At 64.2% G+C, this 24,949-nt stretch carries 24 protein-coding genes; 8 read left to right on the forward strand and 16 right to left on the reverse strand.

Going from position 1 to position 24,949, the window contains the following annotated elements:
• Positions 1–14 precede the first annotated feature (14 nt).
• The 4 genes from glmU to BN2476_RS21840 all read right to left on the reverse strand — a co-directional run bounded on the left by glmU (position 15) and on the right by BN2476_RS21840 (position 3,817).
• Positions 15–1,376, reverse strand: a complete 1,362-nt coding sequence (gene glmU / locus BN2476_RS21825; protein ID WP_087736246.1) for a bifunctional UDP-N-acetylglucosamine diphosphorylase/glucosamine-1-phosphate N-acetyltransferase GlmU — start codon at positions 1,374–1,376, stop codon at positions 15–17.
• Positions 1,377–1,509: 133 nt separating this feature from the next.
• Entirely contained in the window at positions 1,510–2,511 is a 1,002-nt protein-coding gene (ttcA, locus tag BN2476_RS21830) for a tRNA 2-thiocytidine(32) synthetase TtcA (protein ID WP_087736247.1), read from the reverse strand.
• Positions 2,512–2,514: 3 nt separating this feature from the next.
• On the reverse strand, positions 2,515–2,910 hold the full coding sequence (locus BN2476_RS21835) for a dihydroneopterin aldolase (RefSeq protein ID WP_087736248.1): 396 nt from the start codon (positions 2,908–2,910) through the stop codon (positions 2,515–2,517).
• A 91-nt stretch (positions 2,911–3,001) separates the two neighbouring features.
• A complete protein-coding gene (locus BN2476_RS21840) occupies positions 3,002–3,817 on the reverse strand; it encodes an SDR family oxidoreductase (protein WP_087736249.1) in 816 nt (271 codons plus the stop codon).
• 13 nt (positions 3,818–3,830) lie between these two features.
• On the opposite strand from BN2476_RS21840, the gene BN2476_RS21845 reads away from it, so the two are divergent.
• The gene (locus BN2476_RS21845) at positions 3,831–5,024 is read left to right on the forward strand and encodes a class I SAM-dependent methyltransferase (protein ID WP_087736250.1); all 1,194 of its coding nucleotides are present in this window, start codon (positions 3,831–3,833) and stop codon (positions 5,022–5,024) included.
• Between the two features lie 10 nt (positions 5,025–5,034).
• Entirely contained in the window at positions 5,035–5,229 is a 195-nt protein-coding gene (locus BN2476_RS21850; RefSeq protein WP_087736336.1) for a DUF2905 domain-containing protein, read from the forward strand.
• A 1-nt stretch (position 5,230) separates the two neighbouring features.
• On the opposite strand, the gene BN2476_RS21855 is transcribed toward BN2476_RS21850, so the two are convergent.
• From BN2476_RS21855 to BN2476_RS21870, 4 genes are all read right to left on the reverse strand, one after another.
• Positions 5,231–6,484 carry a multifunctional CCA addition/repair protein gene (locus tag BN2476_RS21855; RefSeq protein WP_087736251.1) on the reverse strand — a complete coding sequence of 418 codons (1,254 nt, stop codon included), beginning with the start codon at positions 6,482–6,484 and terminating at the stop codon, positions 5,231–5,233.
• Positions 6,481–7,128, reverse strand: coding sequence for a glutathione S-transferase family protein (locus tag BN2476_RS21860; RefSeq protein ID WP_087736252.1), 648 nt, complete (start codon positions 7,126–7,128; stop codon positions 6,481–6,483). Before BN2476_RS21860 ends, BN2476_RS21855 begins: the two co-directional genes overlap by 4 nt.
• 44 nt (positions 7,129–7,172) lie before the next feature.
• The gene (locus tag BN2476_RS21865; protein WP_087736253.1) at positions 7,173–8,129 is read right to left on the reverse strand and encodes a complex I NDUFA9 subunit family protein; all 957 of its coding nucleotides are present in this window, start codon (positions 8,127–8,129) and stop codon (positions 7,173–7,175) included.
• A gap of 88 nt (positions 8,130–8,217) precedes the next feature.
• A complete protein-coding gene (locus BN2476_RS21870) occupies positions 8,218–10,191 on the reverse strand; it encodes a lytic transglycosylase domain-containing protein (RefSeq protein WP_087736254.1) in 1,974 nt (657 codons plus the stop codon).
• A 20-nt stretch (positions 10,192–10,211) separates the two neighbouring features.
• On the opposite strand from BN2476_RS21870, the gene BN2476_RS21875 reads away from it, so the two are divergent.
• Entirely contained in the window at positions 10,212–10,811 is a 600-nt protein-coding gene (locus BN2476_RS21875) for a 5-formyltetrahydrofolate cyclo-ligase (protein WP_087736255.1), read from the forward strand.
• A 28-nt stretch (positions 10,812–10,839) separates the two neighbouring features.
• Here the strand turns inward: BN2476_RS21875 and BN2476_RS21880 are convergent, their stop codons facing one another.
• On the reverse strand, positions 10,840–11,352 hold the full coding sequence (locus BN2476_RS21880; RefSeq protein ID WP_087736256.1) for a winged helix DNA-binding protein: 513 nt from the start codon (positions 11,350–11,352) through the stop codon (positions 10,840–10,842).
• Positions 11,353–11,532: 180 nt separating this feature from the next.
• Between BN2476_RS21880 and pxpB the strand changes: the two genes are divergently transcribed.
• The 5 genes from pxpB to BN2476_RS21905 all read left to right on the forward strand — a co-directional run bounded on the left by pxpB (position 11,533) and on the right by BN2476_RS21905 (position 16,020).
• A complete protein-coding gene (gene pxpB, locus BN2476_RS21885) occupies positions 11,533–12,186 on the forward strand; it encodes a 5-oxoprolinase subunit PxpB (RefSeq protein ID WP_087736257.1) in 654 nt (217 codons plus the stop codon).
• Positions 12,183–13,235, forward strand: coding sequence for a 5-oxoprolinase subunit C family protein (locus BN2476_RS21890; RefSeq protein ID WP_087736258.1), 1,053 nt, complete (start codon positions 12,183–12,185; stop codon positions 13,233–13,235). Before pxpB ends, BN2476_RS21890 begins: the two co-directional genes overlap by 4 nt.
• 13 nt (positions 13,236–13,248) lie before the next feature.
• Positions 13,249–14,001: a 5-oxoprolinase subunit PxpA gene (gene pxpA, locus BN2476_RS21895; RefSeq protein ID WP_087736259.1), complete on the forward strand. Its 753-nt coding sequence runs from the start codon at positions 13,249–13,251 to the stop codon at positions 13,999–14,001.
• A 277-nt stretch (positions 14,002–14,278) separates the two neighbouring features.
• On the forward strand, positions 14,279–15,067 hold the full coding sequence (locus BN2476_RS21900) for a DUF969 domain-containing protein (RefSeq protein ID WP_087736260.1): 789 nt from the start codon (positions 14,279–14,281) through the stop codon (positions 15,065–15,067).
• Positions 15,064–16,020: a DUF979 domain-containing protein gene (locus BN2476_RS21905; protein WP_087736261.1), complete on the forward strand. Its 957-nt coding sequence runs from the start codon at positions 15,064–15,066 to the stop codon at positions 16,018–16,020. Before BN2476_RS21900 ends, BN2476_RS21905 begins: the two co-directional genes overlap by 4 nt.
• A gap of 96 nt (positions 16,021–16,116) precedes the next feature.
• Here the strand turns inward: BN2476_RS21905 and BN2476_RS21910 are convergent, their stop codons facing one another.
• From BN2476_RS21910 to BN2476_RS21940, 7 genes are all read right to left on the reverse strand, one after another.
• Complete coding sequence (locus BN2476_RS21910; protein WP_087736262.1) at positions 16,117–17,316, reverse strand: TraB/GumN family protein; 1,200 nt, start codon at positions 17,314–17,316, stop codon at positions 16,117–16,119.
• Positions 17,309–18,343 (reverse strand): peptide ABC transporter ATP-binding protein, encoded by a 1,035-nt coding sequence (locus BN2476_RS21915; protein WP_087736263.1) that lies wholly within the window; start codon positions 18,341–18,343, stop codon positions 17,309–17,311. Before BN2476_RS21915 ends, BN2476_RS21910 begins: the two co-directional genes overlap by 8 nt.
• A complete protein-coding gene (locus BN2476_RS21920; protein ID WP_087736264.1) occupies positions 18,340–19,353 on the reverse strand; it encodes an ABC transporter ATP-binding protein in 1,014 nt (337 codons plus the stop codon). Before BN2476_RS21920 ends, BN2476_RS21915 begins: the two co-directional genes overlap by 4 nt.
• A gap of 1 nt (position 19,354) precedes the next feature.
• Positions 19,355–20,272, reverse strand: a complete 918-nt coding sequence (locus BN2476_RS21925) for an ABC transporter permease subunit (RefSeq protein ID WP_087736265.1) — start codon at positions 20,270–20,272, stop codon at positions 19,355–19,357.
• 6 nt (positions 20,273–20,278) lie between these two features.
• Positions 20,279–21,292 carry an ABC transporter permease subunit gene (locus tag BN2476_RS21930; RefSeq protein WP_087736266.1) on the reverse strand — a complete coding sequence of 338 codons (1,014 nt, stop codon included), beginning with the start codon at positions 21,290–21,292 and terminating at the stop codon, positions 20,279–20,281.
• Between the two features lie 154 nt (positions 21,293–21,446).
• Positions 21,447–23,078 (reverse strand): ABC transporter substrate-binding protein, encoded by a 1,632-nt coding sequence (locus tag BN2476_RS21935; protein ID WP_087736267.1) that lies wholly within the window; start codon positions 23,076–23,078, stop codon positions 21,447–21,449.
• Positions 23,079–23,263: 185 nt separating this feature from the next.
• Positions 23,264–24,907 (reverse strand): ABC transporter substrate-binding protein, encoded by a 1,644-nt coding sequence (locus BN2476_RS21940; RefSeq protein WP_087736268.1) that lies wholly within the window; start codon positions 24,905–24,907, stop codon positions 23,264–23,266.
• Positions 24,908–24,949 lie beyond the last annotated feature (42 nt).

The following is a 24,949-nucleotide window of genomic DNA, read 5'->3' on the forward strand; positions in this document are numbered from 1 at the left end:
ACGCGCGGCTTCCTTCAGCTTTTCTTCTTCGTCGGGCGCACGTAACCCTTCTTGCCCACCTGGGTCTTCTCGTTGAGCACGAGAAGACCTTCTTCGACGTCCTTCCACACTGTCGTGCCCGCCGCGATCGTCACGCCGCGGCCGACGCGCACGGGCGCCACGAGTTGCGTATCCGAGCCGACGAACACGTCGTCTTCGATGATCGTGCGAAATTTGTTCGCGCCGTCGTAGTTGCAGGTGATCGTGCCCGCACCGATATTCACGCGCGCGCCGACATCCGAATCGCCGATATACGACAGGTGATTCGCCTTCGACCCGTGCCCCAGCACCGCGTTCTTTACTTCGACGAAGTTGCCGACGTGCGTCTCGTCCGACAGCGCCGCGCCCGGACGCAGACGCGCGTACGGACCGAGCACGACCTGCGCGCCGATCTGCGCGCCTTCGATGTGCGTATAGGCATCGACGCGCGTGCTCGCGCCGATGCTCGCGTTACGGATCACGCAGTTCGGCCCGATCGACACGTTATCGGCCAGCGTGACCTCGCCTTCGAACACGCAATTCACGTCGATCGACACATCGCGGCCGCATTTGAGCGAGCCGCGCACGTCGATGCGCGCCGGGTCCGCAATCGTCACGCCCGCGACGAGCAGTTCGTCCGCGACGTTGCGCTGATGGATGCGCTCGAGTTCGGCGAGCTGCTGCTTGCTGTTGACACCGAGCGTTTCCCACTCCTCGTCCGGTTGCGCGGTAACGACATCGATGCCCGCTTCGATCGCCAGCTCGACCACGTCGGTCAGATAGAACTCGCCTTGCGCGTTGTCGTTCTTCAGCGATGACAGCCAGCCGTCGAGGCGCTTTGTCGGCATCACGACGATGCCCGTGTTGATCTCGGCGATCTTCTGCTGCTCCGGCGTCGCGTCCTTCTGTTCGACGATGCGCTCGACCTTGCCGTTCGCATCGCGCACGATGCGGCCGTAGCCGGTGGGATCGTCGAGCGTCACCGTGAGCACACCGTAGCCGTCGTGGCCTGCGCTATCGGTCAGACGCTTGAGCGTGCCGGCTTTCGTGAGGGGCACATCGCCGTACAGCACGAGCGTCGGCTGCGACGGATCGAGCAGCGGCAAAGCCTGCTGCACCGCGTGCCCAGTGCCGAGCTGCTGTTCCTGCAACGCGAATTGCACATCGGTCGCCGCGACGGCCGTGCGGACCTGTTCCGCGCCGTGACCGACCACGACGACGAGGCGCGTCGGATTCAGCGTGCGGGCGGTATCGATGACATGAGCGAGAAGCGGCCGACCGGCCAGGGGATGTAGCACCTTCGGCAACGCGGAACGCATGCGCTTGCCAGTGCCTGCCGCCAGAATCACGATATTCATGACGTGGGCATCTATGACGAGTTTGGAGTGGGCGATTCTAGCACGCTGCGCATGACGGCTACGTTCCCAGGCAGACCGACAATTCCCCGCAAATGCCGGTGCTGAAAGGCTTTGCGGGGAATCGGGCGATCTGTCAGAGATCGTCGAATTGCACGAATGAGATCGTCTGCGACGCGCTTTGTTGCGTGCCATCCGGCGCGGAATCGGTGGAGCACGGCTCTTCGTCGAACGCGATATCGCCTTGCGGATCGGCTTCGCCCGTCGCGCGCAGATTCGTGAACGGGAACAGCTTGTGGTCCATCAAGTGCGACGGGACCACATTCGACAGCGCATTGAACATGTTGTCGACGCGGCCCGGGAAACGCTTGTCCCACTCGCGGATCAGCGCCTTCATTTCCGCGCGCTTCAGATTGGGCTGGCTGCCGCAGAGATTGCACGGAATGATCGGGAATTCGCGCAATTCCGCGTATTTTTCGAGGTCCGTTTCCTTCACATACGCGAGGGGACGGATCACGACGTTCTTGCCGTCGTCCGATTGCAGCTTGGGCGGCATGCCCTTCAGCTTGCCGCCGTAGAACAGGTTCAGCAGCAGCGTCTGCAGGATGTCGTCGCGATGATGGCCGAGCGCGATCTTGGTTGCGCCGAGCTCGCCCGCCACGCGATACAGAATGCCGCGCCGCAGACGCGAGCACAGCGAGCAGGTCGTCTTGCCCTCGGGCACCAGACGCTTGACGATGCTGTACGTGTCCTGATTCTCGATATGAAACGGGATGTCAAGCTTGCCCAGGTACTCGGGCAGCACGTGTTCCGGAAAGCTCGGCTGCTTCTGGTCGAGATTCACGGCGACGATCTCGAAGTCGATCGGCGCGCGCTCGCGCAGACGCATCAGGATGTCGAGCATCGCATAGCTGTCCTTGCCGCCCGACAGGCACACCATCACCTTGTCGCCGTGCTCGATCATGTTGAAGTCGCCGATTGCCTGGCCGACCTGGCGCGCGAGCCGCTTGAACAGCTTGTTGTTCTCGTACGCTTCTTTCTGCTCGCGGCGCGTGAGCGCGTGCTTGCGCTCGGCGGCTGCCGCTTCGGCTCCGGCGTCGTTCGCGTCGACGCCCGTCAACGTTTCGGGAGCGTTCATCGCTCAGTCCTCTTTGATCTGGAAAACTTCGACGCCCACGGCATCGCAGTCGGAATAAACATCGGGCTTTTCCGTCGAAAGGCGCACGGCGCGGACCTGCGGATGCGCGAGCAGCACCTTGACCAGGTCATCGCAGAGCGTTTCCTGCAGATGGATATGCCCCTGGCTCACGCGCTGTGCAATCGTTGCGCGCATGAAGTCGTAGTCGACGACTTCGCGCAGCTTGTCTTCGACGGGCGTCGACTGCGCGAGCGGCACGAACAGTTCGACGTTGATCACCACGCGCTGCTCGCCGCGCTTTTCGAATTCGTGCACGCCGATGTTGATGTGCACCTCGTAGTTGCGCAGAAAGAGCCGGCGGCAATCAGCGAGCCGGGGATGAAGCAAGGCGGCAGACATGTTCGTTCCAGTACAAAAGGGCGCGTGCGGGCACGCACGCAGTTGCAATTGGGCGCGCATTGCGGCGCGCCGGTGGGGCGCGACCTCCCGGTCAGGCGCCCGTCAAAAACATCACATCGCGCGGCAGCGGCACGAGATGCTGGCCGCCGTCGACGACCAGCGTCGTACCCGTGACGCCCCGCGCATCCGCGAGATACAGCGCGGCCGCGACGATATCCTCGATGCGCGACGCACGGCCGAGCGGCGTGACCTTGTGCGCGGCCTCGAAGCTCTCCGGCGTCTGATCGCCGGATTGCAGCGTGAGGCCGGGCGCGAGGCCGACGACGCGCACCTTCGGCGCCAGCGCCTGCGCGAGCGCGACGGTCGCGGTGCCGAGCGCGGCTTTCGACACCGTGTACGACAGGTAATCCGGATTCATGTTGTACAGCTTCTGGTCGAGCACGTTGATGACGGCACTACGCAGCGACTCGTCTTGCCGCGCCGCCTCGGGCGTGACTTCGTGCAGCATCCGCGCTAGCACGAGCGGCGCGCCGACGTTGATCGACGTCAGATGCAGCAACTTCGCGTAGCCGATGTCGAGCGCGGTGTCCTCGTCGAACAGCGACGCGTTGTTCACGATGCACGACGGACGCCCGAGCGACGCGATGCAATCGGGCACCAGCCGCTCGACTTCCGCCTCGACGGACAGATCCGCCCTCAGCGCGACGGCGCGCCGGCCCAGCGCGGCGATTTCCGCGACCACGTCGTCGGCTTTCGCCTTCGACGAGCCGTAGTGCACCGCCACGTCCCAGCCCGCCGCCGCAAAGCCGACGGCCAGCCCCCGGCCGATCCGGTGCGAGGCGCCCGTGACGAGGACGACGCGCTCGCGTCGGGCGTTGGCGGCGGAAGTGTCGTTCGAGGCGGTCATTTACAATGCAAGGATGAATCCGAAAGCTCACCAACCCGATAGTTTACCTGCTCCCGGCCCGACCGCGCTCGCGCAGTCGGAAGCGCTCGTTTCGCGGATTCGCGCGGAGATCGACGCGAACGGCGGCTGGATGCCGTTCGATCGCTACATGGAGCGCGCGCTGTACGCGCCGGGACTGGGCTACTACAGCGGCGGCGCAATCAAGTTCGGCCGCCGCGCCGAGGACGGCAGCGACTTCGTGACGGCGCCGGAACTGTCGCCGCTCTTCGCCGAAACGCTCGCGCGGCCCGTCGCGCAAGCGCTCGAAGCGAGCGGCACGCGTCACGTGATGGAGTTCGGCGCGGGCACGGGCAAGCTGGCGTCCGGCTTGCTCAATGCGCTTTCGGAGCTTGGCGCGCAGTTCGACAGCTATTCGATCGTCGATCTGTCGGGCGAATTGCGCGAGCGTCAGCGGGAGACGATCGAAGCGCACGCGCCCGCGATGGCCTCGCGCGTGCGCTGGCTCGACGCGTTGCCGGAGCAGTTCGAAGGCGTGGTGGTGGGCAACGAAGTGCTCGACGCGATGCCCGTGCGGCTGTTCGCGCGCAGCGGCGGACAGTGGCGCGAACGTGGCGTCGCGTTCGAAAACGGCGCGTTGCGCTTCGCAGACCGTGCCCTTCAATCGACACACGATGCCGCGTTCCTGCGCGATCTGGAAATCGACGGCGATGGCGAGTATGTGACCGAGACGCACGAAGCCGCGCTCGCCTTCACGCGCACCGTCTGCACGATGCTCACGCGCGGCGCGGCGATTCTGATCGACTACGGCTTTCCGCGTCACGAGTACTATCACGCGCAGCGCACGCAGGGCACGCTGATGTGCCATTACCGGCACCGCGCACACGGCGATCCGTTTCTCTATCCGGGCTTGCAGGACATCACGTCGCACGTCGAATTCACGGGCATCGCCGAGGCGGGCGCCGATGCGGGCGCGGATCTGCTCGGCTATACGTCGCAGGCGCGCTTCCTGATGAACGCAGGCATCACGGAAGCATTGAGCGCGATCGATCCGTCCGACATTCCCAACTTCCTGCCCGCCGCGAACGCCGTACAGAAGCTGCTATCGGAGGCCGAAATGGGCGAGCTCTTCAAGGTGATCGCGTTTTCGCGCGGCATCGACGGCACACTCGATGCGTTCGCGCGCGGCGATCGTTCGCACACGCTGTGAGGCAAACACGATGATCCGCTGGCTGCTCACCACGTTCGTCGCCGTGGCCGTGCTGTCGGCGTGCTGGCCGTGGCTGCGCAAGCTCGGCATCGGCAGGATGCCGGGCGACATCACGCTGCGGCTGTTCGGAAAGGAGTATCCGTTTCCGTTTATGTCGACGCTGGTGCTGTCGATGCTGCTGTCGCTGATCGCCCGGCTGCTTTGATTCACGCGTCTTCCGAGGACGCTTCGTCCAACGCTTTCGCCACCGCGCGCACGCGCTCGCGATGCACGGCCTCCTTGATCTTCGCGGGGTCGTCCGCATACGCGCTCGCAACCGCGCCCGCATCGACCGAGCGCGCGGCGACGAGCGCCTCGCGCAAGCGCTCGGCCTGCGGATAGGCCGCTGCCTCGAACCCGAGCCGGCCGCGCGCGTCGGCTTCGCACGCCTGCAAGGCTTCCGCGAAACGCGCGGGCTTGCGCAGCGCGTCGCAACGCTCGAATAGCCGCACAAGCCCCGCCGACTTCGTCTCCATCACGCGATGAATAGTGCCGTGCTCTCGCGCGACCAGCAGCGCAAGATCGCGGCATTCGTTCGGCACGCGCAGACGTTCGCACAACGGCTTGAGCAGATCGACGGTGCGCCCTTCGTGGCCGATGTGACGAGGCAGAACATCTTCGGGCGTGGTCGCCTTGCCGAGATCGTGCGTGAGCGCGGCAAAGCGCACCGTCAGCGCGTAGTTCTGCGCAGCGGCGTGATCGACGACCATCATCACGTGCACGCCCGTATCCACTTCCGGGTGATAGTCGGCGCGTTGCGGCACGCCGTACAGCGCGTCGATCTCGGGAAGAATGCGCGCGAGCGCGCCGGATTCGCGCAGCACGTCGAACATCCGCGAAGGCTTCTTCTCCATCAGACCGCGCGAGACTTCCTGCCACACGCGCTCGGGCACCAGCGCGTCGACTTCGCCCGCCTCGACCATCTTGCGCATCAGCGCCATCGTCTCCTGCGCGATGGTGAAATCGGCAAAGCGCGCCGAGAAACGCGCGACGCGCAGAATGCGCACCGGGTCTTCGAGAAACGCGTCGCTGACATGCCGGAACACGCGGTTCTTCAGGTCGGTCTGGCCGCCGAACGGATCGATCACCGAGCCCGTCAGATCGCCGTCCGGGGTCACTTCGCGGGCCATCGCGTTGACGGTGAGATCGCGCCGCGCGAGATCCTCTTCGAGCGTCACGTCGGGCGCGTAGAAAAACTGGAAGCCGTGATAGCCCGCCGACGTCTTGCGCTCGGTGCGCGCGAGCGCGTATTCCTCATGCGTGTCCGGATGCAGGAAAACGGGGAAATCCTTGCCAACCGGGCGAAAGCCCTTCGCGATCATCTGCTCGGGCGTCGCGCCGACCACGACGTAATCGCGATCCTGAACGGGCATGCCGAGCAGCTCGTCGCGGATCGCGCCGCCTACTGCGTAGATATTCATGCGCAGATGTCGTACTTGGCGATGTCATGTCCTTCGCGCAAGGCATCGCCGATCCACGCTTTCACGGCGGGCTGCTCCGTCACGCGGCGTGCGTAAGCGGCCGCAGCCTCCGAGAGCTTCGGCTGCCACGTGTTGAAGCGCATCACGACAGGCGCGTACATCGCATCGGCAATGCTGAAGTCGCCGAACAGGAACGGGCCGCCGTACGTTTCGAGACACTCGCTCCAGATCGCATCGATGCGCGCAACGTCGGCGAGTGCGCCCGGCGTCGCGCCCTTGCCGGGGAACGACGCGCGAATGTTCATCCACATGTTCGAGCGCAGATCGCCGAAACCCGAATGCATCTCGGCACTGATGCTGCGCGCGCGCCCGCGCGCGGCGGCGTCGCGCGGCCACATCGCGTGCTGCGGATAGCGCTCGGCCAGCGTCTCGCAGATCGCGAGCGAGTCCCACACGGTGATGTCATCGTCGGTGATGAGGCACGGCACTCTGCCCGAAGGCGAATGCGCAAGGATGGCCGCTTGCGTCTGATCTTCGGCCAATGGAATCCTCACCTCTTCGAACGGAATGCCGAAGTGCGTGAGCACGAGCCACGGCCGCATCGACCACGACGAATAGTTCTTGTCACCGATAACGAGTTTCATGCTTTGCGAGAAGTGAAGTTGAAGGGAACGACGGGTTTGTGGGCTCAACGGCCCGCGCTCTCGCGGAACGTGTTGAAGCGCGAGCGGAACGATGAACCCGTCAGATACACGGGCGCGATCGTTTCGATGCTGGCCGGTTCGATATCGAGTTCGGGCGCGAGCGGCGCGCTCAGCACGGCATCGATTTTCATCGAGTCGAGATTGTCGCGCGAGATGACGGGCTCGCCCGGCGCGAGTTCGAACGACAGCGCCTGAAGCCGCGCAAGCGAATCGGGCAAACGGATGATGCGCGCATGCTTGCCGATCACCGAGCCGCAGTAGTCGACGAGCGCTTCGAGCGTATAGACGGACGGCCCGCCGAGTTCGTATGTGCGGCCTGTCGATGCGTCGAGATCCAGCACGTTGACGATCGCCTTCGCGACATCGCCGACGAAGATCGGCTGAAAGCGCGCCTCGGCCTTCGCAAGCGGAATCACCGGGAATACGCGCTGCAGGAACGCGAACTTGTTGAGAAACTGGTCTTCGGGACCGAACACGACGGACGGGCGGAAGATCGTCGACGCGAGCATCGACGACGCGTGAATCGCGCGCTCGCCATCGCCCTTCGAGCGCAGATACATGCTCGGTCCACGCGGGTCGGCGCCGATCGCGCTGACATGGATCAGCCGATGCACGCCCTTGCCTTCGCATGCGGACACGATCTTCGTCGGCAGCTCGACGTGCGCCTTCGCGAACTCGGGGCCATACGGATCGCCGCGATGACCATGCAGCACGCCGACGAGATTGATCACGGCATCCGCGCCCTCGACGAAGCGCGCAAGCTGGATGGGATCGAACACATCCACTTCGACCACGTCGATGGGAAGCAGCGTGAGATGCCGCGCGTTATAGCGGCGACGGGTGGCGATGCGCACCGTCTTGCCGAGTTCGACGAGCGCGTTGACGAGGTGACTGCCGATGAAGCCGGAACCGCCGATGATCGCGATGGTTTGATGTCGCATTTTCGACTCCCTGAAGGAAGCCGCGGCAACGGCTGAAGGTCGGGCGCCGCTGCGTGTGCGTGTCACGCGGCGGCGGCCTGGCGCACCGTCATTGCAAGGGTGAGATGTAACCCAGACGCGCCTTCAGCGATTGCGGACGGCCTTCGAACAACGCTGCATAGTAGACCGTGTTGGACAGCACGTTCTTCACGTAGTCGCGCGTCTCCTGGAACGGGATGGCTTCCGCGAAAATCGCGCCTTCGACTCCGTGCTGCAACGACGCGCGCCAGTTGCGCGGACGGCCCGGACCGGCGTTGTAGCCGGCTGTGGCCAGCACGGCGGACCCGTCGAATTCATTGTAGATCATCGACAGATAGTTCGTGCCGAGCAGGATATTCGTGTTGATGTCGTTCATCTGCGCGCGCGAAATCGGACCGAGGCCGATTTTCTTCGCGACCAGTTGCGCGGTGCCCGGCATCAGCTGCATCAAACCGCTTGCGCCGACATCCGAGCGCGCGTTCATGATGAAGCGCGACTCCTGACGGATCAGACCATATGCCCATTCGACATCGAGCCCGTTCGACTGCGCATCGCGCTCGACGATATCGCGGAACGGCGACAGAAAGCGCAGCGAGAAATCGTGCTCGCTCTTCGTGCGATCGGCCGTGTTCACTGCGCGGTCGTAGAGCTCGATACGGCGCGCGTACTCGGCGGCCGCGATCAGCTGACGGTCGTTCATGTTGCGCAGCGGCCAGTTCCATTCGCGGTTGCCTTCCAGACGCAGATTCAGCGAATAGAACTTCTGAGCAAGCGCGAAGCCCGGTGTCTTGCCCGCCTGTTCGACTTCGGTATCCGAGACCGCCGTCTTCGGCGGCACGATGATCTTCTGGCCGAGTTCTTCGGCTGCAAGCTGACCGTAGAAGTTGTAGCCCTGTGCGATCGACTCGAATTCCTGGTTCGCCGTGGTCACGTCACCTGCCTGCTTCAGCGCGCGCGCATGCCAGTAGACCCACGCGGGCTGGCTGCGCAGCGATGGCGGCATCTGTTCGATCGACCAGCGCACCATTGTCCAGTCGCCTGCAACGAGCGCCACACGCGTGCGCCATTCGTACGCGGGATTCGACAGCGGCGCATTCGCCGACAGGCGATACCAGTCGACGGCGCCAGGCATCTGCTTCGCGGCCGCCTGATAGGCAATCGTGCCCCAGCCGATCGCGCGTTCAGGCGTAGTCAGCGACGGCGCGACCGAACCGAACGTCGCGGCTGCCATCGCCGGATCGTTGCGAGCCATGCGCGTGATCGCGAGCAACGCGAGCTGATGCGCCTGCGGATCGGGGCCGACGCCGCGCGCGAGCAGAAGCGGCGGTGTGCTCGCGGCCTGATCGAAGAGCGTCGGATCGGGACGGTTGTTGCCGAGCGCATCGACTAGCTTCGCGCCCGTGTTCGTCTGATTCTGCTCGTACGCGAGACGGATCTGCTGCCAGACGTCGTCGCTGCTGAACTGCTGGTTGATCGCGAGCGCGGTGATCAGATCGACGCATCCGTCGCCATAGTTGCGCGGCTCGACCAGCAGTGCGCGCGCCGCGTCGACGACGTTCTCGCCTTTCGCCGCACGCGATTCGAGCGCGTAGCACTTCACCTGCGTGTCGTCGTCGAGAACGAAGCGCGCGTATTGCTGGTCGAAGTTGGGCCAGTCGTGGCGCGCGCCGAGCACGACGAGGTAGTCGTTGCGCATGCGGTCCGCGATCGCCTGGCCGTCGTAGCGTTGCAGGAACGACAGCACGGGCGCATCGGCCGCATCGATGCGCGGATGTCCCTGGTTGTCGAACAGTTGCGGCTTCAACTGGAAGTACTCGAGATACGAAGGCGCCGGGTAATCCGGAATCATCGCCGCGAGTTGCGCGGCGCGGCCAGCATCGTTATTGCGCGCGGCCTCGCGCAATTGCATGAAAATCTGGTCGTCGTTGTTGGGTGGGGAAAGCTGAATGGGCCTGACGGCGGAAGCCGTGCTGCACGCGACGAGTGCCGCCGCGGCGAGCGCCAGACTGGCCGCGCGATATACTCGGAAGAGGCGTTTGGACATCGTTATTTCTGGAGCGCGAATTGAACTCAAGCATAGCATGCAACCTCGGCGCAAAATCGAAAAAGGAACTGCGTACAACGCTTCTCGAAGCGCGTCTGCATGCGGCTCGCGGGCCAGGGATCAACGATGCACTGAACCGTCGCGTGCTTGATGCGTTGAAGCGCTTTGCGCCGAAGAGCGTAGGGTTGTACTGGCCGCTGTCGGGCGAGTTCGACATACGTGCCGCGATCGCAATCTGGCTCGCGACCGACGCCACGCGCCGGGCGAGTCTGCCCGTCATCACGGGCCGCGAAAAGCCGCTCGAGTTCCATGTGTGGACGCCGGACATGCAGATGCAACTCGGCGCACATCGCATCCATGAACCGACCTCGGGCGAAGCGATCGCGCCCGACCTTTTGTTCGTGCCGTGCGTCGGTTTCGATGCGGACGGTTATCGGCTCGGCTATGGCGGCGGCTATTACGACCGCACGCTCGCGATGTTTCGCGACGCCGGGAAAGTGCCCACCACAGTGGGCATTGCGTATGAAGCATGTCGTACGGAAACGCTGCAGCACGAAGCACACGACATTCCGCTCGATGCGATCGTCACCGATGCCGCGTGGTATCCAAAAGAGACCTGAGCGCGCGATCGCTATTTCGTAGACAGCCTCAAAGCGATGCGGCCGCGCGCGCGGCCGTGTCGTAGATGCCCGACGCGTTGCGCATCAATTGTGCGGCCTCGCCGATCTGTTCATTGGTGAGGCCGCTTTCCTTAAGCGTAGCGATCAGACAGTTCTCACGCACCTCGCGATACTTCATGCACAGATCGCGTCCCGCCTGCGTAGCGGAAAAGAACACCTCCTTGCCGGTCTTTTCGCTTTTTACATACCCTCTAGCTACGAGCTTCTTGAGCGCATAGGTCGCGACGTGCGTGTCCTCGATGTTCAGCACGAAGCAGATATCGGCAATCTTCTTGCGCCGCTCGCGATGACTTACGTGATGCAGCAGTGACACCTCGATGGCCGTCATGTCCTTGTCACCGGCCGCCGCCATACAACGAACCATCCAGCGGTTGAACGCGTTGCTCGCCATGATCAGCCCATATTCCAGTTCGGACAGTTCCGCACTGAACTCGGAAACAAGATGTTCCGATGAGACGATTTTGGTCGGATGACGCGCCATGGTGTTTTTTTAGCGTGATGGTTGATGGGAGTGTACGACTTCGCTCACATCCGGGCGAGCCTGGGGAGATCTCTTATTGATAAATTGTCGATATTTTATTGAGAATGTACGCTACCCGTCGCGAGGGGCAGCGGACATCATCCGACGAATCGGCTGCTCTCGACCCAATCCAGGATTTCGATGACTGAACCCCGCATCTTTCCGTTCGGCGATATCGCGCTCGTCTGCGAGGCGCCGCCGCCTGCCACGCTCGATTGCCAGCGCCGCGTCTGGGCGGCCGCGCAGGCCGCGCGCGACTGGCCGCACGTGCTTGAAGTGGTGCCAGGGATGAACAACCTCACGGTGATCTTCGATCCGCTCGAAGCCGATCCCGACGATCTGAGCGCGAAGCTCAAGGCCGCCTGGGAGCGCGCAAGCGATGCGCCCGCCGCCGGCCGCGACGTGGAGATTCCCGTCCAGTACGGCGGCGAGTACGGCCCCGATCTGAAGGCCGTGGCCGATCACACGGGGCTTTCGGTGAAGGAAGTCGTCGAGCGGCATGCGGGCGGCAAGTACATCGTGTTCTTTCTCGGCTTTCAGCCCGGCTTCGCGTACATGGGCGGGCTCGAAGACGCGCTGCACACGCCGCGCCGCGCCGAGCCGCGTCTCGAGGTGCCCGCCGGCTCGGTCGGCATCGGCGGTGCGCAGACGGGCATCTATCCGGCGACGTCGCCGGGCGGCTGGCAACTGATCGGCCGCACGTCGCTCAAACTCTTTGACCCGTCGCGCAATCCGCCGACCCTTCTCCAACCGGGCGATCGCGTCCGCTTCACCATCGCAGGGCTGCATCCATGATCGACGTGATACGCGCGGGTTTGCTGACGACGATCCAGGATCTCGGGCGGCACGGCCACCGGCATCTCGGCGTCGCGATGGGTGGCGCGCTCGACCGGCTGGCACTCGAAGTGGGCAACCGGCTGGTCGGCAACCGGCCCGATGCCGCCGGGCTCGAAATCACGTTCGGTCCGACCGTGCTGCGCTTTCTGCGTCCGGCGCGCGTCGCGATCACGGGCACCGAGTTCGGCGCGACGCTCGACGGCAAGCCTGTCTATTCGTGGTGGAGCCTGCCCGTCAAGGCCGGCCAGGAACTGACGTTGAACACGGCGAAGCGCGGGATGCGCGGCTACGTATGCATAGCGGGCGGCATCGACGTGCTGCCGATGCTCGGCTCGCGCAGCACCGATCTGCAAGCCGGTTTCGGCGGGCTCGGCGGCCGCGCGCTGCGCGACGGCGACCGCCTGCCTGTCGGCGCGCCGCGCGCGGCCGCCGGCTCGGGCTTCTCGCCCGACGCGCCCGAGTTCGGCGTGAAGGCGCCCGCGTGGTGCAAGTTCGTGCTCGTCGACGAGCCCGTGCGGCGCGGCCGTCATCCGTCGGGCGTCGCGTGGGCGCCGCCCATCCGCGTGCTGCCCGGCCCCGAGTACGACAGCTTCACTGCCGATGCGCAAAAGGCTTTCTGGAACGAGGAGTGGCTCGTCACGCCGAACAGCAACCGCATGGGCTACCGGCTGTCGGGCAGCGAACTGAAGCGCACGCAGAAGACCGATCTGCTGTCGCACGCGGTGATGCCCGGCACGATCCAGGTGCCGCCGAACGGCCAGCCGATCATCCTGATGAGCGATGCACAGACAACGGGCGGCTATCCGAAGATCGGCGCCGTGATTCACGCGGATTTGTGGAAGCTCGCGCAGGTGCGCCTGAACGGCGCGGTGCGCTTCATTCCGGCGACGCCTTATGAAGCCCGCCAGGCGCTGATCGAAGAACGCAAGTACTTGCGACAGATCGATGCCGCAATCGGCATGCATGAAGAACGCTGCGCGCGGCTTATCGCGTCCGCAGTGGCCTAACCAAGAGGACATCATGGAAATCGACTTGAACGCCGACCTCGGCGAAGGATGTGGCTCCGACGAAGCGCTGCTCGATCTCGTCAGCTCGGCAAATATCGCGTGCGGCTGGCACGCGGGCGGACCCAACGCGATGCGCGACTGCGTGCGCTGGGCGGTGCAGAAAGGCGTGTCGATCGGCGCGCATCCGAGCTTCAACGATCCGGAGAACTTCGGCCGCAAGGAAATGGACCTGCCCGCCAGCGAAATCTACGCGGGCGTGCTGTATCAGCTCGGCGCGCTGTCGGCGATCGCGCAGGCCGAGGGCGGACGCATCGCGCACGTGAAACCGCACGGCGCGCTCTACAACCAGGCCGCGCGCGACCCGAAGATCGCCGATGCGATCGTTTCCGCCGTGCACGACTTCGATCCGTCCGTCGCCGTGTTCGCGCTTGCAAACAGCGGGCTCGTGACGGCAGCGCGCAACGCGGGGCTCGTCGCCATCGAGGAAGTGTTCGCCGATCGCGGCTATCGCGCCGACGGTTCGCTCGTGCCGCGCAAGGAGCCAGGCGCGCTGCTCGATGACGAAGACGAAGTGCTCGAGCGCACGCTGACGATGGTGCGCGAGCAGCGCGTGAAAGCCGTCAGCGGCGAGTGGGTGGCCATCAACGCGCAGACGATCTGCCTGCACGGCGACGGTCCGCATGCGCTCGCGTTCGCGCGCCGCATCCGCGCGGCGCTCGAAGCGGCGGGCATCGGCGTGCACGCGGCCAGTGCGGCGCGCGTCTGATTCCGGCACGCGTACCGCATGCACCTGTCAGCAACCGACGCCCCGCTCTTCGCGGGGCGTTTGCCAGAACGCAACGGCAACGGTTGCCGGCGATTTTTTGAAGCACGAGAAGTTCGGCAGCAGCCGGGCAGTACCCGCAGCAACGACAGGCAGTCAGCCAGGCGGCCATCGAAGAGCCGCACGGCAAAGAGGGCATCCGCGCCGACATGGCCCGGAGTCACGAGAGTTCGCCGCCACGTGCGGTGTCCCAACGCAGGACCCACATCAGGAGATCCAGATGCAGTCAACCGTTAACCTGTGGCCGCTCATAGGAGTTGCCGTCATCATCGTCGGGTTCGTATTGCGCTTCAACCCGATGCTGATCGTGGCCGCCGCCGCAGTCATCACCGCCATCGCCGCGCATTTTCCGCCCGACAAGATTCTCGCTGCGATCGGCAGTGGCTTCATCAAGACGCGCAATATCCCGCTCATCATCCTGTTGCCGCTCGCGGTGATCGGCCTGCTCGAACGGCATGGGCTGCGCGAGCGCGCGCAGACGTGGATCGCGAGCATCAAGGCCGCGACGGCCGGGCGCCTGCTGATCGTCTATCTGCTCGTGCGGGAACTGACGGCTGCCGTCGGCCTGACGGGTCTCGGCGGCCATCCGCAGATGGTGCGTCCGCTGATCGCGCCGATGGCCGAAGGCGCGACGGAAACGCGCTTCGGCAAGTTCAGCGACGCGGTGCGCTACAAGCTGCGCGCGTTCGCGGCGGCAACGGACAACGTGGGCCTCTTCTTCGGCGAAGACATCTTCGTCGCGTTCGGCGCGATCGTGCTGATGGTCACGTTCCTGAAGGAAGCGGGCATCACCGTCGAGCCGATGCACGTCGCCGTGTGGGGCATCCCGACGGCCGTCAGCGCGTTTCTGATTCACGGCTTCCGGCTCTATCTGCTTGACCGCAAGCTCGAGCGCGAACTACGCGGCAACGCGGCATCGCAAGCGGGCACGAACACCAACGACAACAACGCGGCAGGCAAGCACGCCACTCAATCGGCTACGCGCGCGACAACCGGGGACGAAGCATGACACTCACCATCAACTATCTGTTCTGGCTGGTCGGCATCGTGCTGCTCGTGATCGGCGGCATGATCGTCACCGACAAGGAACATCCGCGCCGCTTCACGGCGGGCGGCTTCTGGATCATCTATGCGGTGATCTTTCTCGTCGGCGACAAGCTGCCTGTCGAACTCGTCGGCGCGCTCGTGATCGCGATGGCGCTGATCGCCGGCTTCGGCGGCGTGACGGCGGGCAAGCCCAAGGTGCTGTCGGAGGCCGCGCGCAAGGCGAGCGCCACGCGTCTCGGCAACAAGCTCTTCTTCCCCGCGCTGACGATTCCCGTCGTCACGGTGATCATCACGCTCGGTGCGAGCCATCTGGTGTTCGGCGGCACGCCGCTGATCGAGCAGAAAAACGTCACGTTGATCGGCTTCGGCATCGGCTGCGTGATCGCGCTCGCGTTCGCGTGCATGATGACGCGCGACACCGTCGGCCAGTCGATGAAGGAAGCGCGCCGTCTCGTCGATGCGCTGTCCTGGGCCGCCGTGCTGCCGCAGATGCTCGGCATGCTCGGCCTCGTGTTCTCGGATGCGGGCGTGGGCAAGGCGGTTGCGCACGTGACGACGGCCTATATCAGCCTCGACTACCGGCTGATCGCGGTGGCTGTCTACTGCATCGGCATGGCGCTCTTCACGATGGTGATGGGCAATGGCTTCGCGGCCTTTCCGGTGATGACGGGCGGCGTCGGCGTGCCGATTCTCGTCAACGTGTTCCATGGCAACCCGGCCGTGATGGTTGCGATCGGCATGTTCTCGGGCTACTGCGGCACGCTGATGACGCCGATGGCCGCGAACTTCAACATCGTGCCCGCCGCGCTGCTCGAACTGCCTGACAAGAACGCGGTGATCAAGGTGCAGGTACTGACGGCGCTGCCGCTGCTCGTCGTGAACATTTTCCTGCTGAACTTCCTGATGTTCCTGTAGCAGCAGCTCTCTGGCTGAAGCGAAACGGCAAGGCGGTCTTTTCCATGAAATACGGACCGCCTGCGCCGCGTGCTGAATGCACGCGCAACGCCAGGCTCAGTAAGCGTCGACGACGAAGCCGCGCTGCCGAAGCAACTGCAACACGCCCTTCGGACCGCCCAGATGCAGCGCGCCGATCGCGACGAACACGGGCTTGTTCGGCGCGGCGATCAGCAGCATCCGGTTGACGAAGCGCCGGTTGCGATCGAACAGGATCTTGCTGTCGACCTGCGCGGAAATGCGCTTGTCGCGCGCGAGCTTCTCCGACTTCGCCGCTTCCCATGCGGCGATCGCATCGGCATCGCCGACGCGCCATAGCCGGTGCAAGGTCCGCACATCGGCGACGTTATCAGCGGGCGTCTGCACGAGATCCTGCGCGAGCATTTCGCGCTGCTGCGCGAGCGTGAGCCCCGTGAACGCTCGCATCTGTTCCGCGAGCGTCTCCAGTCCGACGATCCTGCCCTTCTGCTTCAGATAGACGTTCTGCAACTGCGCCTCGGTGCCGTACTCGGTTTGCAGGCCGGCGCTCAGCGAGTCATAAGTTTCCACCAGCAGCGCTGCGAGCCAGGGCCGCATCTTTCTGATTTCGTCGAGCGCGGCGGGATTGCCGTGCAGGCGCATCGCAAGCTTGTGCCACAGCGGCTCGGGCAGCAGCTTCGGCAGGCATCGGTACGAGCAGACGCCGTACTTCGACACATCGTCCTGCGAGACGAGCAGATCGTCGGGCGACAGTTCGAGCGCGAGCGTCGGCGATGCGGCGAGCGCGCCGAGTATCGGCGGACGGAACGGCTGGCCGGACGGATAGTCGTTCGGATCGCCGACATGCAGCGTGCCGAGCAGATAGATCGTGGTCGTGCCGCGCGTGGCGACATAGAAAGGCATGCGCGCCGGTTGCACGCGCACCGGGCCGCTTGCCGTCGTGCCGCTCGCGGTCGACGGCGGCGGATTGAAGCCGGGCAACGTCGCGCGCGGCTGCGAAGCATTGCGCGAACCCGGCACGGGGACGGCGGGCCGCCCCGCCTGGTTGGCCTGCGCGCCTTGGACGGCCGTATTCGCGGCAGCGCCCGCGGCGTGCGCCGGAACAATCACGGCATCCAGCCAATGAAACGAAAGCTGCGCGGCGGCGAGCATGGCGCACGCGACAACGTGCGCAGCCCGCCGCCGCATCGACACAGCGCGCGCGCCGCGCGCATGATCGACATGCGAACGACGCGCGTGACGGCGCGCAAGACGACGCGCCGCCACCCCATCATGCATTCGTGTCGTCTCCCACCTCTTCGGCGCGATGACACGACACCTGACGGCCATCCACTTCACGCAGCTTCGGCTCTTCCTTGCGGCAACGCTCGATCGCATACGGGCAGCGCTGATGGAACGTGCAGCCCGACGGCGGATTGAGCGGCGAAGGCATTTCGCCTTGCAGCTTGATCTGGATGCGGCGATCGGCTTCGAAGATCGACGGCGTCGCCGACATCAGCGCCCGCGTGTACGGATGCCGCGGCTTGCTGAAGATGCGCTGCTTGTCGCCGAGTTCCGCGATGCCGCCGAAGTACATCACCATCACGTCGTCCGCGATGTGCTCGACCACCGACAGGTTGTGCGAGATGAACACATAGCTGGTCTTGAACTCGTCCTGCAGGTCCATGAACAGATTCAGGATCTGCGCCTGGATCGACACGTCGAGCGCGGAAACCGGCTCGTCGGCGACGACGATCTGCGGATCGAGAATCATCGCGCGCGCAATCGCGACGCGCTGACGCTGGCCGCCCGAGAACATATGCGGATAACGCTTCGCATGCTCGGGCCGCAAGCCGACGATGCGCATCATGTGCGCGATGCGCTCCGTGCGTTCGACCGCGTTCAGCTGCGTGTTGATGGCGAGCGGCTCGTTAAGCGTCTGCTCGACGGTCTTGCGCGGATTCAGCGATGCGAACGGGTTCTGGAACACCATCTGCACGCGGCGGCGCAGTTGCGCGATCTTCTCGTGATTCGCGCCCGCCACGTCCTCGCCGTTGATCAGCAGACGGCCGGACGTCGGCGATTCGATCATCGTCAGTTGACGCGCAAGCGTCGACTTGCCGCAACCGGATTCGCCGACCACGGCGAGCGTCTTGCCGCGTTCGAGCCGGAACGACACGCCGTTCAGCGCCTTCACGGTGCCGTGGCCGAACATGCCGCGCTTCACGTCATAGTGGCGCGCGAGGTTGTCGGCGACCAGCACGTGATCGCCTGCGGGCTTGCGGGCTCCGTCGTCGGGGCGCCGCGTTTCGGGTACTGCATTCATCGTGCGCCTCCGTGTTGAATGGCATCGCGAACCAGGTTCAGCGGCTTGATGCAGCGAACCCGGGTTGCGGCGTCGTGGTCCGCCAATGACGACAGCGCGGGCCTTGCCTTGTTGCAGTCGTCGACGACGTACTTGCAGCGCGGCGCGAACAGACACCCTTTCGGGCGATCGTCGCGCCCAGGCACCATGCCCGGCAGCGCGGCAAGACGCACCGCGCCGACGTTGTGCTCGGGAATCGCCGCCAGCAGCGCTTCCGTGTACGGATGATGCGGCGCGCTGAAGATATCGGGCACGCGGTTCGTTTCGATGATCTCGCCCGCGTACATCACGGCCACGCGCTGCGCGACTTCCGACACCACGGCCAGATCGTGCGAAATCAGCACGAGCGCCATGCCGCGCTCTTTCTGCAACTGCACCAGCAGTTGCATGATCTGCGCCTGGATGGTCACGTCGAGTGCCGTAGTCGGCTCGTCGGCGATCAGCAGCTTCGGGTTGCATGCGACAGCCATCGCGATCATCACGCGCTGATTCATGCCGCCCGACATCTGATGCGGGAACGTCGAAATGCGGTTCTTCGCGTCGGGAATGCCGACCTGGTCGAGCAGTTCGAGCGCGCGCTTATGCAGCGCGTCGCCGCGCAGTCCTTCGTGCAGCTTCAGCACTTCCTTGATCTGATAGCCGACGGTGTAGCTCGGGTTCAGGCTCGTCAGCGCGTCCTGAAACACCATCGCCACATCTTTGCCGATGATCTTGCGGCGCGCCTTCGGCGTCGCGTTCAGCAGGTCCTTGCCGTTGAACGTGACTTCGTCGGCAGTGACGATGCCCGGCGCGTCGATGAGACCCATCAGCGCCATCATCGTCACGCTCTTTCCGGAGCCCGATTCGCCGACGACGCCCACCACTTCGCCCGGCGCCACGTCGAGATTGATTCGATCGACAGCGGGCATGCCGCTGAAGTTGACCGCGAGATTGCGGATGGTCAACAGATTTCCGTTGGTAACGTTTTGCATGTCAGGCCAACCGTTTGAGTTTCGGATCGAGTGCGTCGCGCAGCCCGTCGCCGAGCAGGTTGATCGCGAGCACTGAGATCAGGATGGCGAGACCGGGCATGGTGACGATCCACCATGCGCTGTCGATGTAGTCGCGTGCGGACGCGAGCATCGCGCCCCACTCCGCCGACGGCGGCTGCACGCCGAGGCCGAGGAAGCCGAGCGCGGCGGCATCGAGAATCGCCGACGAAAAGCCGAGCGTGGCCTGCACGATCAGCGGCGCCGTGCAGTTCGGCAACACCTGCGAGAACATCAGGCGCAGCGTGCCCGCACCCGCGACGCGCGAAGCCATCACGTACTCCTTGTGCAGTTCGCCGAGCGCCGATGCGCGCGTGAGACGCACATAGCCCGGCAGCGCGACGATTGCGATGGCAAGCATCGTGTTCGTCAGGCCCGGACCGATGATGGCAACGACGGCCACCGCGAGCAGCAGCGACGGCAACGCGAGCAGCACGTCCATGATGCGCATGATGGGCGTGTCGGCCCACTTCTCGAAGAACGCGGCGACCAGGCCGAGCACGATGCCGGGGATCAGCGCGAGCATCACCGACACGAAGCCGATCCAGAACGACAGGCGCGCGCCGTACATCAGACGCGAAAGAATGTCGCGGCCCGCTTCGTCGGTGCCGAGAATGAACTTCCAGTTGCCGCCGTCGAGCCATGCGGGCGGAATCTTCACGGAATCGCGGTACTGCTCGATCGGGCTGTGCGGCGCGATCAACGGCGCGAAGACCGCGACGAAGATCAGCACCAGCACGATGATGCCCGCACTGACGGCGCCGCGGTTGCGCGAAAAGTTGGTCCAGAATTCACGGGCGGCAATTGCACGGCCGCTGGGCGGCGTGACTGCCTGGGGGACGGTGTTTTGGATATCTGCCACGGCTTTTTACCTCGTATGGCGAATGCGCGGGTTCAACACGCCGTACAGCAAATCGACGACGAGGTTCACGACGATCACAAGCGTTGCGATCATCAGGATACCGCCCTGCACGACAGGATAATCGCGCCGGCCGATCGCATCGATCAGCCACTTACCGATGCCCGGCCACGAGAACAAGGTCTCCGTCAGCACCGCGCCTGCAAGCAGCGTGCCGACCTGCAGACCGATCACCGTCACGACGGGAATCAGCGCGTTGCGCAGCGCATGCACGACGATCACGCGCGCCGGCGACAGGCCCTTCGCGCGCGCCGTGCGGATGTAGTCCTCGCGCAGCACTTCGAGCATCGACGAACGCGTCATCCGCGCGACCACCGCAAGCGGAATCGTGCCGAGCACGATCGCGGGCAGGATCAGATGCGAAAGCGCCGAGCGGAACGAGCCTTCGTCGGTGCCCGGCAGCAGTGAGTCGATCAGCAGGAAGCCGGTCACGTGCGGGATGTCGTATTCGACCGCGATGCGGCCCGACACAGGCGTCCAGCCAAGCTTCGACGAGAACATCATGATGAGGATCAAGCCCCACCAGAAGATCGGCATCGAATAGCCGGTGAGCGCCGTGCCCATCACGCCGTGATCGACGACGGTGCCGCGCCGCAGCGCCGCGAACACGCCCGCCGGCAGCCCGACGATCAGCGCGAACAGCATCGCGCAGAACGACAGCTCGACGGTGGCGGGAAAGCGCGCAAGGAACTCGTCCATCACGCTCGTATTGGTGATGACCGATATGCCGAGGTTCCCCTGCAGCGCGTGACCGACGTAATGGAGGTACTGGATGGGCAGCGGCTCGTCGAGTCCGAGGCGATGCATCGCGGCTGCGTGCATGGCCGGATCGACGCCGCGCTCGCCCATCATCACTTCGATGGGATCGCCCGGGATCAGGTGGATGAGCGCGAATGCGAGGATCGTGATACCGATGAAAGTCGGTATGACCATCCCGATGCGGCGCAAAACGAATCGGAACATGGTTCGTCCCTATGGTCTTGGTGAGAAAAAACGCAACCGGCGACGAGGGCTCGTGACCCCGGTCGCCGGACCATTTCGACCAGTCTTCTAACCGAACGAAAAGCGTACTGCGTCTGGGACGCAGCGGGCAACGAAGCCCGCCGCATCGCGAGATTTACTTCATCGTCACGCCGTCGAAGCGCGCGTAGCCCAGCGGCTCGATACGCATATCGACGACCTTCTTGCTGACAGGCTGATACACCGTCGAGTGAGCGATCGGCGAGAACGGCAACTGCTGCGCGAAGATCTGCTGAGCCTGCGTGTAGAACTTCGTGCGCGCTTCCTGGCCCGTCGTTTCGCGGCCCTTCTGCACGAGTTCGTCAAAAGGCTTGTAGCACCACTTCGAGAAGTTGTTGCCGTTCACCGCGTCGCAGCCGAGCAGCGTGCCGAGCCAGTTGTCCGGGTCGCCGTTGTCGCCCGTCCAGCCGATCAGCATCGTGTCGTCTTCGCCCGCGTGCGCGCGCTTGATGTACTCACCCCATTCGTACGTGACGATCTTCGCCTTCACGCCGATCTTCGCCCAGTCGGCCTGGATCATTTCCGCCATCAGGCGGCCGTTCGGGTTGTACGCGCGCTGCACGGGCATCGCCCACAGCGTGATGTCGAAGCCGTTCGGGAAGCCTGCCTTCGAGAGCAGCGCCTTCGCCTTCTCCGGATCGTAAGCCGGCATCTTCAGGCTCTTGTCGTACGACCACTGAGTGGGCGGCATCGGGTTCGTCGCGGCCTGGCCTGCGCCCTGGTAGACGGAGTCGATGATCGCCTTCTTGTTGATCGCCATGTCGAGCGCCTCGCGCACTTCGAGCTTGTCGACGGGCTTGTGGCTCACGTTGTACGCCAGATAGCCGAGATTGAAGCCCGGCTGCGACGGCATGTCGATGTTCGAATCGGCCTTCAGCGGCGCGATGTCGGCGGGGCGCGGGTAGCTCATCACCTGGCATTCGTCGCGCTTGAGCTTCTGCACGCGCACGCCCGGATCAGGCGTGATCGAGAAGATCAGCTTCGACAGCTTGACCGTGTTCGGCTTCCAGTAGTCCGGATTGCCGTCGTAACGGATCGTCGCGTCCTTCGTGTAGCTGCGGAAAATGAACGGGCCCGTGCCGACCGGCTTCTGGTTGATGTCGGCGGCCTTGCCTTCCTTCATCAGCGAATCCGCATATTCAGCAGACAGGATCGATGCGTATTCCATCGCCAGGTTCTGGATGAACGGCGCGTTGACTTCCTTCAGCGTGAAGCGGACGGTGTACGGGTCGACCTTCTCGACCTTCTCGATCAGCTTGTCGAGGCCCATGTCGGTGAAGTACGGGAACTGCACCGGGTAGGCTTTGCGGAACGGCTGGTTCGGGTCCAGCATGCGCTGGAACGTGAACACGACGTCATCCGCATTGAATTCGCGCGTCGGTTTGAACCAGGAAGTCGTGTGGAATTTGACGCCGTGGCGCAGATGGAACGTGTACGTCTTGCCGTCGGGCGAAACGTCCCACTTCTCCGCAAGGCCCGGCTCGACCTTCGTGCCGCCGCGCTCGAATTCGACGAGGCGGTTGTAGACGGTAAACGTGTTGGCCGTGAAATCCACGCCCGTGGTGTACTGCGCCGGATCAAAGCCCGCTGGACTGCCTTCGGAGCAGTAGATGAGGGTCTTGTTCGGAAGATCGGCGGCGTTCGCCAGTTGGGCTCCCGCCATCGATGCCGCTGCCGTCGCGACCAGCATCGTGAGCCGAGCCGCGCGCAACAGTTTGTTTTGCTTCATGTTTCCTCCAGGTTCAGCGCCGGCAAAAACCAGCGTAGCGCGATATTACTGAGCTTTGCCAGGGGCCACAAGCGGAGGAAATTCCTTGTGTTGACGATCGGAAACAGCTGTGCGGGGGACTGCCGCGGGCCGCGCGGCAGCCATCCCGGACTAGAGCGAACTTGCGTAAAGAAGCGGCAAATTCGTTACTTCAGGCCGACGTTCCAGAATTGCGTCGGGCCAAACGGGTCGATTTTGAAGCCTGTGATCGACTTCGACAGCGGCTGATAAACCGTCGAATGCGCAATGGGAGTGAAAGGAACCTCCTGCTTGAAGATCTCCTGGGCCTCCGTGTAGTCCTTCGTGCGCGTCGCCATGTCGGTCGTGCTGCGGGCCTGCTTGATCAGGTCGTCGAAAGGTTTGTAGCACCATTTGGAAAAATTGCTGCCGTTGACGGCATCGCAGCCGAGCAGCACGCCGAGCCAGTTGTCCGGGTCGCCGTAATCGCCCGTCCAGCCGATCAGCATCGCTTCGTGCTCGCCGCTGTGTGCGCGGCGAATGTACTCACCCCACTCGAAGGTGACGATCTTCGTCTTCACGCCGATCTTCGACCAGTCCGCTTGCAGCATTTCGGCCATCAGGCGCGCGTTCGGGTTGTACGGACGCGAAACGGGCATTGCCCACAGTGTGAGATCGAAGCCATCGGGGTAGCCCGCCTGCTTCAGCAGCGCTTTTGCCTTGTCGACGTCGTACGGCGCGTCTTTCAGGTTCTTGTCGTAGCCCCATTGGGTCGGCGGCATTGGATTCGTCGCGGCCTGGCCCGCGCCCTGGTAGACGGAATCGATGATCGCCTTCTTGTTGACCGACATATCGAGCGCGCGCCGCACGAGCACGTTGTCGAGCGGCTTTTTCGTCGTGTTGTACGCGATGAAGCCCAGATTGAAGCCCACCTGATGCGGCAGCGCGAGCGACGAGTCCGACTGGATCTGCGGAATGTCGGCGGGCTTCGGATAGCTCATCACCTGGCATTCGTTGCGTTTGAGCTTTTGCAGACGCACGGACGGGTCGACAGTGATCGCGAAAATCAACTTGCTCACCTTCACGACGCCCGGCTTCCAGTAGTTCGGGTTGCCGTCGAAGCGGATCGAATCGTCCTTCGTGTAGCTGCGGAAGATGAACGGCCCCGTGCCGACCGGGAACAGATTGATATCGGACGCCTTGCCCGCTTTCAGCAACTGATCCGCATACTCGGCCGACAGGACCGATGCGAACGGCATCGCAAGCTGCTGGAGGAACGGTGCATCCACTTCCTTCAGCGTGAAGCGGACGGTGTACGGGTCGAGCGCCTCGATCTTGCTGATGTTCTTCGCGAGGCCCAGGTCGTTGAAGTACGGGAACGACACGGGGTACGCCTTGTGGAACGGCTGCTCCGGATCGAGCATCCGCGTGTAGGTGAAGACGACGTCGTCGGCGTTGAAGTCGCGCGTCGGCTTGAACCAGGCCGTCGTGTGGAACTTCACGCCATGGCGCAGATGAAACGTGTATTGCAGGCCGTCGCTGGAAACGTCCCACTTTTCGGCGAGGCCGGGCTCGATGTCGGTGCTGCCGTGACCGAACTCGACGAGCCGGTTATAGACGGTGTACGAACCGGCGCTGAACTCGACGCTCGTCGTGTACTGCGCGGTATCGAATCCGGCGGGACTGCCTTCGGAACAGAACACGACCGTCTTGTCGGGCAGCGACGCCGCGGCGCTCAGACTGGGCGCGACGCATGCCGCGGCAATCGCGACGGCGGACAAAATGGGCAGGCAGGACTTGCGAACTGCAGACAGCGTCGATGACATTGGCATGTTGTTCTCCGCGAGGCAGTTGGGTCGAGTGCCCTTTGGATC

This window comes from Paraburkholderia piptadeniae (assembly GCF_900007165.1).
GTDB lineage: Bacteria > Pseudomonadota > Gammaproteobacteria > Burkholderiales > Burkholderiaceae > Paraburkholderia > Paraburkholderia piptadeniae.